Origin of the sequence: Acidovorax sp. GW101-3H11 (assembly GCF_001633105.1) — a bacterium.
In the GTDB taxonomy this organism is placed as follows: Bacteria; Pseudomonadota; Gammaproteobacteria; order Burkholderiales; family Burkholderiaceae_C; genus Acidovorax.
On sequence record NZ_LUKZ01000009.1, the window covers coordinates 1,196,575 to 1,209,925 of the forward strand.

General features: G+C 65.6%; 13 protein-coding genes. 5 read left to right on the plus strand and 8 right to left on the minus strand.

Annotated features, from left to right (window positions below):
- Positions 1-167 precede the first annotated feature (167 nt).
- Positions 168-1,169 (plus strand): endonuclease/exonuclease/phosphatase family protein, encoded by a 1,002-nt coding sequence (locus tag A1D30_RS11500; protein WP_063460943.1) that lies wholly within the window; start codon positions 168-170, stop codon positions 1,167-1,169.
- Positions 1,170-1,188: 19 nt separating this feature from the next.
- Here A1D30_RS11500 and A1D30_RS11505 read toward each other — a convergent pair whose 3' ends face one another.
- Positions 1,189-2,145, minus strand: coding sequence for an EamA family transporter (locus A1D30_RS11505; RefSeq protein ID WP_063460744.1), 957 nt, complete (start codon positions 2,143-2,145; stop codon positions 1,189-1,191).
- Positions 2,146-2,234: 89 nt separating this feature from the next.
- On the opposite strand from A1D30_RS11505, the gene A1D30_RS11510 reads away from it, so the two are divergent.
- Complete coding sequence (locus A1D30_RS11510) at positions 2,235-3,101, plus strand: LysR family transcriptional regulator (protein WP_063460745.1); 867 nt, start codon at positions 2,235-2,237, stop codon at positions 3,099-3,101.
- A 167-nt stretch (positions 3,102-3,268) separates the two neighbouring features.
- Positions 3,269-4,420 (plus strand): zinc-binding dehydrogenase, encoded by a 1,152-nt coding sequence (locus tag A1D30_RS11515; protein WP_063460746.1) that lies wholly within the window; start codon positions 3,269-3,271, stop codon positions 4,418-4,420.
- A gap of 605 nt (positions 4,421-5,025) precedes the next feature.
- Here A1D30_RS11515 and A1D30_RS11520 read toward each other — a convergent pair.
- From A1D30_RS11520 to A1D30_RS11535, 4 genes are all read right to left on the minus strand, one after another.
- Positions 5,026-5,688: a DsbA family protein gene (locus tag A1D30_RS11520; RefSeq protein WP_063460747.1), complete on the minus strand. Its 663-nt coding sequence runs from the start codon at positions 5,686-5,688 to the stop codon at positions 5,026-5,028.
- Positions 5,689-5,691: 3 nt separating this feature from the next.
- A complete protein-coding gene (locus A1D30_RS11525; RefSeq protein WP_063460748.1) occupies positions 5,692-5,967 on the minus strand; it encodes a hypothetical protein in 276 nt (91 codons plus the stop codon).
- 25 nt (positions 5,968-5,992) lie between these two features.
- Positions 5,993-6,439, minus strand: a complete 447-nt coding sequence (locus tag A1D30_RS11530) for a nuclear transport factor 2 family protein (protein ID WP_082836406.1) — start codon at positions 6,437-6,439, stop codon at positions 5,993-5,995.
- A 76-nt stretch (positions 6,440-6,515) separates the two neighbouring features.
- On the minus strand, positions 6,516-7,382 hold the full coding sequence (locus A1D30_RS11535) for an MBL fold metallo-hydrolase (protein WP_063460749.1): 867 nt from the start codon (positions 7,380-7,382) through the stop codon (positions 6,516-6,518).
- A 132-nt stretch (positions 7,383-7,514) separates the two neighbouring features.
- Here A1D30_RS11535 and A1D30_RS11540 point away from each other — a divergent pair, with 132 nt between their 5' ends.
- Together A1D30_RS11540 and A1D30_RS11545 are read left to right on the plus strand one after the other, a co-directional pair.
- Positions 7,515-8,408 (plus strand): LysR family transcriptional regulator, encoded by an 894-nt coding sequence (locus A1D30_RS11540; protein WP_063460750.1) that lies wholly within the window; start codon positions 7,515-7,517, stop codon positions 8,406-8,408.
- Between the two features lie 380 nt (positions 8,409-8,788).
- Entirely contained in the window at positions 8,789-9,940 is a 1,152-nt protein-coding gene (locus A1D30_RS11545) for an IS481 family transposase (protein WP_063460751.1), read from the plus strand.
- Positions 9,941-10,496: 556 nt separating this feature from the next.
- Here the strand turns inward: A1D30_RS11545 and A1D30_RS11550 are convergent.
- Genes A1D30_RS11550 through A1D30_RS11560 form a run of 3 tightly spaced genes read right to left on the minus strand, consistent with a single transcriptional unit; the run spans position 10,497 to position 13,288 of the window.
- Positions 10,497-11,489 (minus strand): tripartite tricarboxylate transporter substrate binding protein, encoded by a 993-nt coding sequence (locus A1D30_RS11550; RefSeq protein WP_063460752.1) that lies wholly within the window; start codon positions 11,487-11,489, stop codon positions 10,497-10,499.
- A gap of 45 nt (positions 11,490-11,534) precedes the next feature.
- Positions 11,535-11,906, minus strand: coding sequence for a hypothetical protein (locus A1D30_RS11555; RefSeq protein WP_063460753.1), 372 nt, complete (start codon positions 11,904-11,906; stop codon positions 11,535-11,537).
- An 11-nt stretch (positions 11,907-11,917) separates the two neighbouring features.
- Entirely contained in the window at positions 11,918-13,288 is a 1,371-nt protein-coding gene (locus tag A1D30_RS11560) for an acyclic terpene utilization AtuA family protein (protein WP_063460945.1), read from the minus strand.
- Between the last annotated feature and the right edge of the window lie 63 nt (positions 13,289-13,351).

Consider the following 13,351-nt stretch of genomic DNA (forward strand, 5'->3'; position numbering starts at 1 on the left):
CTGTGCTCGTGGATGCGTTACGCAAGGCTGCGACAAGCTTAGCCCAAAAGGGTGTCCAAGTTCAGCCATCTGCCTTCGTGAAGGGGTGAAGTGACACACGCCACCGCGCACCTGCATTGCTTGCGGCTGCGCGCACAATGCGCGGCTGCTTCACAAATCTGACCTCCATGCCAAGCCGCTCCGCAATCTTTGACTTCTGCAACACCAGAGCGCAATGGCTGGTGTGGCTCTGCGCACTGGGTGCGCTCACGGCGCCCGTCTCACGGAAACTATCCACAGACAATGAGTCTTGGCTGCAATGGCTGGTGGAGCTGGCCGCGCACTGGCAGTGGGCCTATGCCGTGGTAGGTGCGGCGGCCTCAGCGCCCATCGTGGTGATGGCGCTAATGCTGCGGCAAAGCGCATCGTGGCTGCCACTGCCTGCGTCGATGATTGCGGGTTCGTTGATATGGCAGCCCGCCACACTGCCTGCAGCGGCTGCACCCACCACCGCCAACGCCCAGGTGCTGAAAGTGGGCACTGCCAACCTGAATCTGTCTACCACAGACTTCACACCGCTACGGCATTGGCTGGCCTCTGCCGATGCGCCGGATGTGGTGTTTTTGCAGGAGTTCACCGAGCTGGCCCAGCGCGCGTTGGCCGATGACCCGGCCCTTGCCGCGCGCTACCCGCACCGCCTGACCGTGCCGCAGCCCGACCCGTTTGGGCTGGCTATTTTGTCGCGCTACCCGCTCGCCGGTACACAGGTGCTGCAACCCCGCACCGACCACGACACGCTGCGCCTGCGCGCGACGATGGCGTGGAACGGCCAGCCCGTACATCTGAGCGCGCTGCACCCCATGCCCCCGATCAGCAGCGCCTTTGCCCAAGCACGTGACCGTGCACTGCAAGACGAGACCCAACATCTGACACAGGCCGGTGGTCTGAGCGTAATGGCGGGTGACTTGAACACCACGCCCTGGGCACGCGGAGTGTGGGACGCAGAGCAAGCGCAGATGCGCCGCGCGGGCCTTGCCGTGCCAACCTGGCCCAACGCCTGGGGCTGGCTGTCGGTGCTGCCGCTGGACCACGTGCTGGCCTCGTCGGCGTGGCAGCTGGTGGATGCACACACGGGGCCCGACCTGGGTTCAGACCACCGGCCGATGGTGGTGCGGTTGGTGAAGTGGTAATCCAAGTCATTAGTAGCCGTCAGCTTGCTAGCCGGGGCCGCCGCAGCGTCCACAGCGCAGCCGCCATCAGCCCCACGCCCGCCAGCTGCACGGGGCTGAGCGTGCGGCCATACACGGCCCAGTCCACCAGCACGGCGGTGAGCGGGTACACAAACTGCAGCACCGCAATGCGCCCCAGCCCCAGGCGCGCCATGCCCGCAAACAGCACCACATAGGCCAGGCCCGTGTGCAGCACGCCCAGGCCCAGCAGCCAGCCCCAGGCGGCGCCCAGCGGCGGCCAGCCCAGCGCCCAGGGGGCCCACGCCAGCGCCACCGCGCCCACCAGGCATTGCCACAGGGCCATGGCGTAGGGGCTGATGGCCTTTTGTGTGTTGGCCAGCAGCGTGACGCCCGCGTAGCACAGCGAGCCGCCCAGGCACATCAGCACGCCTGCCAGGTAGCCCTGGCTGTTGTTGCTTGCGGCGGCAGCAGCGGGCGTGCCGTCTAGCAGCCCGGTGGTCAACACCAGGCCCGCCAGCGCGGCCAGGGTGGCCAGCCACTGCAGGGGCGAGATGGCCGCGCGCAGAAACAGCGCGCCAAACACGATGACCCAGATGGGCTGGATATGAAAGATGACCGTGGCCACGGCAATGGAGGTGCGCGGGATGGCCGCAAAAAACAGCGCCCAGTTCAGCACCATGAGCACGCCCGAGGCGCAGGCCACCCAGCGGGCTTTGCCGCTAAGCAGGAGCTCGCGCCCCCGCCCCATGCCCAGGCACCACGCCAGCAGCGCCAGCGCGCCAAATGCGCAGCGAAACCACACGGTGACCAGCGGGTGCTGGCCCGCCTCTTCCACAAACACGCCGATGGTGCCCAGCAGCACGCCACCGGCGATGAGCAGCCACTGGCCGTCGCGCTCGCGGGTGTGTGCGTTGGCGGGCTGCAGCGTGCTGGCAAGGGATGGTGATGCGGCGGTGTGGGATGGGGAGTGGTTCATGCCGCAGATGCTCCGGGTTTCTGGCTACGCTGTAAAACGGATAAATCGAACAGATACCATTCGATAAACGAATTCGAGGCAAACCGCCCATGAACTACCCAGACTTTCAGATCGACTGGCTGCGCGCCTTTGTGGCGGTGGTGGATGCGGGCTCGCTCTCGGGCGCGGCGCCGCTGGTGCACCGCTCGCAGTCGGCGGTGAGCATGCAGATCAAGAAGCTGGAGGCGGCGCTGGGCCGCCCGGTGCTGCTGCGCGGGCCGCGCCACCTGGAGGTGACGCCAGCGGGGGCCGAGCTGCTGTCGTACGCGCGCCGTGTGCTCGATTTGCAGGCCGAGGCGCATGCGGCGCTGTTTGGCCCCAAGCTGGCAGGCCGCGTGCGGCTGGGTGTGCCGGATGACTACGCCAGCGCCTACCTCACGCCGGTGCTGCGCAGCTTTGCGCACCGCTACCAGGGGGTGGAGATTGAGCTGACCTGTGAGCAGTCCACATCCCTGATCCCGCGCATCACGCGGGGCGAGCTGGACCTGGCGCTGGTCTCGCAAGACAAGCCGCAGCGGGGGCGCTTTCTGTTTGACGAGCCGCTGGTGTGGGTGGGCTCGCCGCAGTTTGAGGTGTGGCGGCGCGACCCGTTGCCGATTGCGGTGTATGAATCCACCAGCATGGCGCGGCAGGCCACCCTGGCCGCGCTGGGCACGCGGCGGCGCGGCTACCACCTCGTGTACCACAGCCCCAGCCTGGCAGGCCAGCTGGCCGCCGTGGAGAGCGGCCTGGCCGTGGCCGTGCTCACGCGCTGCAGCGTGCCGCCCCACCTGCAAATTTTGCAGAACCTGCCTGCAGAGTTTGAGCTGCCGCCGCTGGATGCCATGCATGTGGCGGTGCTGCGCAGCAAGGTGTCGCAGCGGTCACCGGCGGTGAATGCGATGTATGAGCAGATGGTGCGGACGCTGGGGGGTTAAAAGCCTGCCCATGCCGCGTTGGCCTGGACCTGCGTTGGCAGCCACGGCAACCCTGCTGCCGCAAGGCACTTGTGCGACCGCGTTTGCGGATCAGTCGCGTTCTAATGCCAGGCACGTGGCCGCGCCATCACAGCAAGGCGCGCCCTCTTTTTCAAGGAAAGCCATCCATGACCACCGCACCCGCCTCCATCCCCACCACCGCCCTGCAACTGCGCTCCCTCGTCCAGCCCGACGGCACGCTGCAGATCAGCCTGGAGCCCACGCCCGTGCCCACGCCGGGGCCTGATGAGGTGCTGATCCAGGTGCAGGCCACGCCCATCAACCCGTCGGACATCGGCCTACTGCTAGGCCCGGCCGATTTGTCTACCGTGCAGGTCAGCGGCACGGCCGATCGGCCGGTGGCCACGGCCCGCATCCCCGAGCGCGCCATGCCCAACATGGCCGCACGCCTGGGCCAGAGCATGCCGGTGGGCAACGAGGGCGCGGGCCTGGTGGTGGCGGCGGGTGCATCGCCCGCCGCACAGGCGCTGCTGGGCCGCACGGTGGCGGTGATTGGTGGCGCCATGTATTCGCAATACCGCGCCATGCCTGCGGCGCAGTGCCTGCCGCTGCCGCCCGGCACCACGGCGGCCGAGGGCGCATCGTGTTTTGTGAACCCGCTCACGGCGCTGAGCATGGTGGAGACGATGAAGCGCGAGGGCCACACCGCGCTGGTGCACACTGCTGCGGCCAGCAACCTGGGGCAGATGCTGAACAAGGTGTGCCAGAAGGACGGCATTGGCCTGGTCAACATCGTGCGCAAGCCCGAGCAGGCGGCGCTGCTGCGCGGGCTGGGCGCGCAGTATGTTTGCGACAGCAGCGTGCCCACCTTCATGGCTGACCTGACGGATGCGCTGGCCGCCACAGGCGCCACGATTGCGTTTGATGCCACGGGCGGCGGCACGCTGGCTGGGCAGATCCTGCAGTGCATGGAAGCCGCCATCAACCGCACGGCCAAGGAGTACAGCCGCTATGGTTCGGCCGTGCACAAGCAGGTGTATTTGTACGGCCACCTGGACACGCGCCCCACCGAAGTGCACCGCACCTTTGGCATGGCCTGGGGCATGGGCGGGTGGCTGCTGTTTCCGTTTCTGCAGAAGATTGGTGATGAAGCCACCCAGGCGCTGCGCGCGCGTGTGGCCGCCGAGCTGAAGACCACGTTTGCCAGCCACTATGCGCGCACGGTGTCGCTGGCGGGGGCACTGAGTGCGGATGCGATTGCGTTCTATGGCCCGCGCAATACCGGGGCCAAGGTACTGATTGATCCGTCGATGGAGTGAGCCTGCGCGGGCGTTTTCGTACGGACTCGCTTTTACCCATTCCTTCCCGTTCGGGCTGAGCCTGTCGAAGCCTCGCGCGGCGCTTCGACAAGCTCAGCGTGAACGGGTTTTGATGAACTCACCCTCGATCACTTAACACCGTTCGGGGTGAGCCCGTCGAAGCCCTGCGCCGCGCTGCGACAGGCTCAGCGTGAACGGGTTTTTATGAACCCACCCTCGATCACTCAACACCGTTAGGGCTGAGCCTGTCGAAGCCCTGCGCGGCGCTTCGACAAACTCAGCGTGAACGGGTTTTGATGAACTCACCCTCGATCACCCAATACCGTTCGGGCTGAGCCTGTCGAAGCCCTGCGCCGCGCTTCGGCAGGCTCAGCGTGAACGGGTTTTGATGAACCCACCCTCGATCACTCAACATCGTTCGGGCTGAGCCTGTCGAAGCCTCACGCCGCGCTGCGACCAGCTCAGCGTGAACGGGTTTTGATGAACCCACCCTCAATTACCCAACACCGTTCGGGCTGAGCCCGTCGAAGCCCTGCACAGCGCTTCGACGGACTCAGCGTGAACGGCTTCTTGGTGTTTAAAAAAACGGCGCACTTCCGCTGCATTCAATCCGCAGCCGCCGCCCGCACCAGCGCCAGCAACTGCTCGCGCGGGCCCAGCAGCGCATCGCCACCCAGCAACCGCAGCGCCCCGCCCTGCCCCGTGACCACCAGTTGCGGCACGCCGCGCGCACCCACGGCGCGCAGCATGGCCTGGGCGGTCGCAGTGCGGTCGCCGTTGGCGCGCTGCAAGGCGGTGTCGGGCGACAGGGCCAGGGTGGCGGCTTGTTGCAGGCCCAGGGCGCGCAGCACCTCGGCGATCACGGCCGGGTCAGTGTTGTCGCGGCCGTCCACATAGCGGGCGTGCTGCAGGGCGTGCAGCGCGTCCAGCTCGCGCTCAGGCGCGGTCTGCGCCACGGCCGTGAGGGCCAGCGTGGCGGGGCCGGAGTCAAAACGGCCGCCTTCGGCACCCAGGATCTGGTCGCGGTAGGCCTGCGTGAAGGGCTGGCCGGTGAGCTGCTGGATGCGCTGGTCGTTGGCCCAGGCATAGGCGGCAAATTGCGCGTCCATGGGCCGCGCGCCTGCACCCGCGAACAGGCCGGTGGGGGCCAGCACCACCTCGACACCCTCCTGTGCTTGCAGAAACTTGAGCGCGGGCGCGGCGGCATAGCACCAGCCGCACAGGGGGTCGAACAGGTAGGTCACGGTGACGGTTGGCGTGGTGGGCATGGATCAGGTTCTTTCGTTGGGGTCTGAGGTTTCGGACGCAGCCAGTGCGGCTTCAAACGCCGCAATCTCTTCGGCCAGCGTGCCCCGGCTGCGGAAGTGGCGGGCAGCGCGGTCGTACCAATTTTCGGCGTCTTCCAAATCGCCTTCTTGCAGATGCAGGATGCCGTGCAGCCAGGCTGCGAGCATGGAGCCGTCGTGCTGCACCAGATCGTGCGCCGCGTTCCAGCGCCCGGCGTGCAGGTGCTGCAGGACTTGTTGGAGGGGATGTGTGGCGGTCACGGTCTGGTGCTCCTTCAGAAGGGGTTCAGTTGGCGGGTTTGGTGAACATGGGGTTGCCGCTGGCGGTCTGGGTGACCTCCTCCTGCAGGACATCCCAGTGCTCAACGATCTTTCCACCGGACAGGCGGAAGATGTCCACACCGACCATGGGCTTGGGGCCCATGCCAGAGTAGCGACCATGCATCATCACCAGATCGCCCTCGGCCACCACCATGCCGGGCTCGTACTTGAAGTCGGGCGGCAGGCTTTTGATCCATCCGCGCAGCACCTCGGCCCCATTGGGCACGGCGGGGTTGTGCTGGATGTAGCCGGGCGACCAGTACTTGTCGATGACCGACGCATCACGCGTGATGAACAGGCCTTTCATGCCGGCCACCACGATGTCTTTGTTGGTGGTCTGGGCAAAGGCGCTGGCGGAAACAAAGGCTGCCACGAGCGATGCGGCGATGAGCAAGGTCTTGACGAGCTTCATGGGAACTCCTTGGGTTGGGACGGGGACTTGAAGGACGGGACGGGAAATCTGTGTGCGTGGCAGTCTGAGGGTTGGCTTACCACTTCATCTCGCCCTTGTTGACCTTGGCGCCGATGTCCAGCGACAGGCCCATGGGCGCTGCGGGGTAGGCCTTCTTCATCGCGTCGATGAGCTCGGCGCTGGTCTTGGTCGCGGCGGCATTCTTCTCGAACGCCTGCAGATAGCCCTTGGTATAGCTGATGTTGGCGGCATCCAGCGCGCCACCGGCGGGCATGTGGCCGGGCACCACCACGGTGGGCTGCAGGGCGGCCATTTCGTCGAGCTGGGCCACCCAGGCGCTGCGCTCGGCCACGGTTTGCGTGTCGGCCGTCCACACATGGGTGTTGGTGCCAAACACGCCGATGGTGCCCACCACGGCCTTGATGGACGGGATCCACGCATACGGGCGGTGTGCCAGCAGGCCGGTGGTGCCACGGATCTCGACCGCCTGGCCGTCCACGCTCAGCGTGTTGCCCGCGATGGCCTTGGGCAGCACGGGCGTGCGCGGTGCGTTGGCGCCCATCTTGGGGCCCCAGAACGAGAGCTTGGTAGCGAGCTTGGCGTTGATCTTCTCCAGCACGGCGGGCGTGGTCACCACGTCGGCTTTGGGGAAGATTTCTTTCAGCGTCTCGACGCCAAAGTAGTAGTCGGGGTCAGCCTGGCTCACGTAGATAGTCTTCAGCTCTTTGCCGGTGTCGAGCACGTTGGCGGCAATGCGCAGCGCGTCGGCACGGGTAAAGCCTGCGTCAATCACCATGGCCTCCTTCTCGCCGTAGACCAGCGTGGAGTTGACGTTGAAGCTGTTGCCGTCGGCGTTGTAGACCTTGACCTGCAGGGGCTGGGCGGCCTGGGCTCCGGTGAAGGCAACGGCGAGGGTGGCGGCGATGAGGGTGGTGCGGAACATGGTGGTTTCTCCAGGGTTTTGAGAGGTTGGGTAGATGACGGAATGAAGTTTATTTGCGCCAATCGATCCAATAAACCCGATAATTCGCGCATATTTGTTTCACCATTCGATCAAATAACCCACCCACCACCTATGGACCGCCTGACCGCCATGCATGTGTTTGCCGAAGTCGCCACCAGCGGCAGCTTCAGCGCCACGGCCGACAAGCTGGATATGTCGCGTGCCATGGTCACGCGCTATGTGGGCGAGATGGAGCAGTGGCTGCAGGCCCGCCTGCTGCAGCGCACCACTCGCAGCGTGACGCTGACCGACGCGGGCGAGCACGCGCTGCGCCGCTGCCAGCAGATGCTGGCGCTGTCGCAAGACCTGGAAGAAGAAACCGCCACCACCACCGAGGGCGCATTGCGCGGCCAGCTGCGGCTGACCTGCAGCGTGTCGTTTGCATTTGCGCAGATGGGCGCGGCGATTGCGGACTTTCTGGCGCAGCACCCGCAGCTCAAGATCGACCTGGACGCCAGCGAAGGGTCACTGAACCTGGTGGAAAAGCGCATCGACCTGGCCATCCGCATCAGCGCCGAGCCCGACCCGCTGCTCATTGGCCGCCCACTGGCGCGGTGTGATTCGGTGCTGGTGGCATCGCCCGCCTACCTGGCCGCGCACAGCGTGCCACAGTTGCCCGCCGATCTGGCGCAGCACCGCTGCCTGAGCTATGCCAACTTTGGCAAAAGCGTGTGGCAGCTGACGCGCGGCGATGTGGTGGAACGCGTGGGCGTTAGCGGCCATTTCAGCGCCAACGAGGCCACCACGCTGATGCGCGCGGCGCTGGCGGGCGGTGGCATTGCGATGCAGCCGACGTATCTGGTCAACCCGTATTTGCACAGCGGCGAGCTGCAGGCCGTGCTGCCGGGGTGGGACTTGCCGGTGATGACGATCTATGCGCTGTACCCGTCGCGCAGGCACTTGTCGCCTGCGGTGCGGGCGTTGCTGGATTTTTTGGTGGAGCGGTTTGCGGGGGTGCCGTGGTGAGGGATGCTAGGGATGTCCTGCATAACTCCCTGCGGTCGGTGATAGCGCGGCCTCGGGCGGTTCGCTGCGTTGCTTTTCTTGCCTGTTCAGACCGGACACATGGTTAACAGGTGTGCGGGGACATGGTTAACACTTTCGGTGAACTTCGCCGGAGGTCGCTATGCCATGGAAGGCTTGCAACACCATGAACCTGAGACAGGAATTCGTTGAACTGGCAAGGCAAGAGGGCTCNATGTCCTGCATAACTCCCTGCGGTCGGTGATAGCGCGGCCTCTGGCGGTTCGCTGCGTTGCTTTTCTTGCCTGTTCAGACCGGACACATGGTTAACAGGTGTGCGGGGACATGGTTAACACTTTCGGTGAACTTCGCCGGAGGTCGCTATGCCATGGAAGGCTTGCAACACCATGAACCTGAGACAGGAATTCGTTGAACTGGCAAGGCAAGAGGGCTCCAATCTGCGTGAGTTGTGCCGCCGCTTTGGCATCAGTGCCCCCACCGGGTACAAGTGGCTCAACCGCTTTGAGGAGCAAGGCAGCGAGGGGCTTGTAGACCGCTCGCGCAGACCGCGCAGCAGTCCAAGCAGTTCCTCGCCACAGGTGGAGGCGGCTGTCATCGCTGTGCGCACCGAGCATCCCTCGTGGGGCGGGCGCAAGATCAGCTGGCGCTTGCAGCACCTGGGTGGGCCCAACGTGGCCCCCAGCACCGTCACATCCATCTTGCGCCGCCACAGCTTGATCACGCCCGAGGCCAGCGAAGCGGCCAAGCCCTGGCAGCGGTTCGAACGCGAGGAGCCCAACGCACTTTGGCAGGCCGACTTTAAGGGCCACTTCCAGACCGTGGAGGGTCGGTGCTCGCCGCTGACCATGCTGGACGACCACTCGCGCTTCAACCTGGCGCTTCAGGCCTGCGGCAAGACTGCCACTGAGATCGTGCAAGCGCACATGACGGAGGTATTCAGGCGCTATGGCCTGCCAGCGCAGATCAACTTCGACAACGGCGCTCCCTGGGGCTCACCGAGCGCACCGGGACAGCTCACAGCGCTGGGCGTGTGGCTGGTGCAGTTGGGCATCCACGTCAGCCACAGCAGGCCCTACCACCCGCAAACGAACGGCAAGGATGAGCGCTTTCACCGAACGCTGGAGATCGAGGTGCTCAAGGGGAGGTGCTTCGAGAGCCTGCAGAAGGTCCAGCAGGCGCTGGACCGCTGGCGTGTGGTCTACAACCATCAGCGCCCTCATGAAGCACTGCACGGCGCTACGCCGGTCACGTGCTATCGGCCTAGCAAGAGAGCGTTTCCTGAGCAACTGAGTCAGCCCGAGTACAGCAGTGAAGACGAGGTGAGTACGGTCGGCTGGAACGGGGTCCTGAGATTCAGGGGAAGGAGCTACAAGCTGAGCAACGCCCTGCAGCACCATAAGGTGGGTATCCGGCCCAAGCAGGACAAGGACGGTTGCTTTGAAGTGTTCTTCGCGCATCACCGCTGTCTGGTGATTGACCTGACTGACACCGAAGCCGTTAAATCAAATCTGTAAACCATGTCCCCGCACACCTGTTAACCATGTGTCCGGTCCATACACTTNCCCAAGCAGGACAAGGACGGTTGCTTTGAAGTGTTCTTCGCGCATCACCGCTGTCTGGTGATTGACCTGACTGACACCGAAGCCGTTAAATCAAATCTGTAAACCATGTCCCCGCACACCTGTTAACCATGTGTCCGGTCCATACACTTGCCAATAGCTGGGCTATTGGCTGCAAAAAGACGCCTTGCGCCCCATCCCGATCCGCACTACCACCGCCCCGCGAGGGTTATGCAGGACATCCCTAGCCTCGGCTGAATTACTACCAATTTGATAGCTATCAGCGCTTACCTATCAGGCGGTAGAGGCCTATTTGGCTTGATTTTCTACATCCCTTTGAAAGCGCGCTGGCACTCCCTCTCCCCTCGTGGGAGAGGGTGGGGGAGAGGGGGAGCATGGGGCGCGGCGCTCGGAAGAAGAGCCCCCTCTCCCCGGCCCTCTCCCGCGAGGGGAGAGGGAGTGAAAACCCGGCGCAGCGCGTGTTACCCGCCACCGCTACCAGGCCTTCGATTTACTCGGCCTCGATACCCGCGGCCTTGATCACCTTGCCCCACTTCTGGGTTTCGGCGGCCTGGAACTTGGCGAGTTCATCGGGCGTGGTGGTCCAGGCTTCAGAGCCTGCGTTCTCGAAGAAGCTCTTGGCCGCAGCGCTCTTGGTGGCGGCGGTCAGCAGCTCGTTCAGGCGTGCCACCACGGGTGCGGGTGTATTGGCGGGCACGTAGGCCGCAAACCAGTAGCCCATGTCATAGCCCTTCACACCGGCTTCGTCGATGGTGGGCACATCGGGCAACTGGGTGCTGCGCTTTTGCGTGGAGTAGCCCAGCGCACGCAGCTTGCCCGCCTTGACCTGGGGCACGCCGGTGGAGGTGTCGGTGATCATCAAATCGATCTGCCCGCCCAGCAGGTCGGTGATGGCCAGCGGGTTGCTCTTGTAGGGCACATGCAGGATGTCCACGGCCGCCAGCTGCTTGAGCATCTCGCCCGCCATGCGGCTCGATGAACTGCCGCTGCCAAAGCTGAGCTTGCCGGGGTTCTTCTTGGCAAAGGCCAGCAGCTCGCCCACGCTCTTGTACGGTGCGCTGGCGTTGACCACCAGCACCTGCCCGCCCTTGCCCAGGCCGGTGACGGGCGCAAAGTCCTTCACCGGGTCGTACGAGAGCTTTTTGTACAGGTGCTCGTTGGCCGCGTGGGTGGTGTTGGTGGTGATGAGCACGCTGTAGCCGTCGGCCGCCGACTTGGCCACGGCCGACGCGGCGATCATGCCGCTGGCACCCGCCTTGTTGTCGATGACCACGGGCTGCTTGGTGTCGTTGGTGATGGACTGGCCCAGCGCGCGCGCCAGCTGGTCGGTGGCGCTGCCTGCAGCAAAGGGCACGACGAAGGTGATGGCCTTGGCGGGATAGGCACCAGCCGCCTGGGCGAGCGCAGCGGGGACGTGCAATGTGCCCAGCGCCAGTACGGCAGCAGTGGCGAGCAGAGCGCGGCGGGGGGATGAAGGGGTCATGTTGTCTCCTGGTGTTGGTATGGATGGAAAAGCGAAACGGGAGGTCTAGGCCGTGGGGCCGCCAAAGTGCGCAGCCAGGTGCGCGGGCACGGCGACAGGCATATCGAGCAGCAGGTAGCTGAGTGCCTTGCCGTGGCTGTCGAGGTTGAGCGAATCATTCACGCCACCGTCGAGCACGTCGTCCAGCACGATGTTCATGGCCTGCAGCTGGGGCAGCAGGTAGCGCGTGACCTGGCGCGGGCGGCGCTGCGCAAACTGCTGCGCCACGGCGGCCTCGGTGACCTGGTCAACCAGCACATCCCACAGCGCGGGGTGCCAGGCGATGACGCTGATGTTGGAGCGGTTGCCTTTGTCCCCCGTGCGGCTGTGGGCAAGTCGATACAAGGGAACGGTGACGGTAGGGTGTGTAGGGGTCATGGCTTGAGTCCTCAATCCACCATCTCAAAACGCACGGCCACGGCCTCGCGCGGCACCAGGCACGACACGGTGCCCAGGCGCGGCCGCATGGCGGTGCGCACGCCGCCGCCCCCTGCGGGGCCGCAGGTGTAGAGCGCGGTCACCTCGCGCACCAGGCGCTGGGCGCTGGCGTGGTCGCGGTGCTGCAGGGCCACGCGCAGGCGAACGTCGCGGGGGTCATTGCGAGCATCACCTGCTGCGGGGTCGTCCAGCCAGCGGCTGGTGTCGTCGCCAAAGATGCTGGTCACGCCGATCAGGTCGATGCGCAGCGGGCCCAGGCCCTGCAGACGCTCGCGCAGCACCTCGCCCGCCAGGCGCGCGCGTGCTTCGGCGCGGGGGCCGGCGTAGGAGATTTCGCCCTCGGCAAACCAGCCCGATTCAAAACACACGTTGACCTTGAGCGTGGCGGGCCGCGCGTGGCCCAACACGCCTTCCAGCCGCACCACGTCAGCGCCCACAGTGGTCACGCGGGCAGTGGTGATGTCGGCCACCACGTCGGGCGTGAAGTACGCCGCCGGGTCGTGCAACTCGTACAGCAGCTGTTCCTTCACCGTGCGTTCGGTAATGCAGCCACCCGTGCCCGGGGGCTTGGTGATGGTGCAGTGGCCGTCGGCGTCGATCTCGGCGATGGGGTAGCCCAGTTGCGCCAGGCCTTGCACATCCTTGTAGCCGGGGTCGGCAAAGTAGCCGCCTGTGACCTGCGCGCCGCATTCGAGCAGATGCCCGGCCATGGTGGCGCGCGCCAGCCGGTCCCAGTCGTCCAGCGCCCAACCGTAGTGCGCCAGCGCCGGGCCCAGCACCAGCGAAGGGTCGGCCACACGGCCACACACCACGATGTCAGCCCCGGCGCGCAGCGCATCGGCAATGGCCTGCGCGCCGATGTAGGCGTTGGCGCTGACGATGGGCTCGGTGGGCATCGCGCTGCCCAGTGCGCCCTGCAGCAGCGCGCGGTGTTCGGGGCCGCTCAGGTCGTCGCCCTGCAGCACGGCAATGCGCGGGCGGGCCAGGCCCAGCTCGGCCGCCAGGGCGTGGATGCGGCGCGCGGCGCCGTGCGGGTTGGCCGCGCCAAAGTTGCTGACGATGCGCACGTCGTGCGCCAGGCACTGCGCCAGCACGGGGCGCAGCAGGTCTACCAGCAGCGGCTCATACCCAGCGTCGGGGTCGGTGCGGCGCGCCAGCTGGGCCAGGGCCAGCGTGCGCTCGGCCAGGGTCTCGAAGATGAGCACCGCAGGCTGGCCGCTGGCGATGAGCGCCTGCACCACGGGCAGGGCCGCGTCGGTGCGGTCGCCCGAGAAGCCGGCGGCGCAGCCCACCAGCAGCTTTTTGTTAGCTTTTTTCGCCATGGAATCGTTGTCTCCTGCGCCCACTGTAGGCAGCCTGCGGTATTCTGTAAAATCGATTGTTAC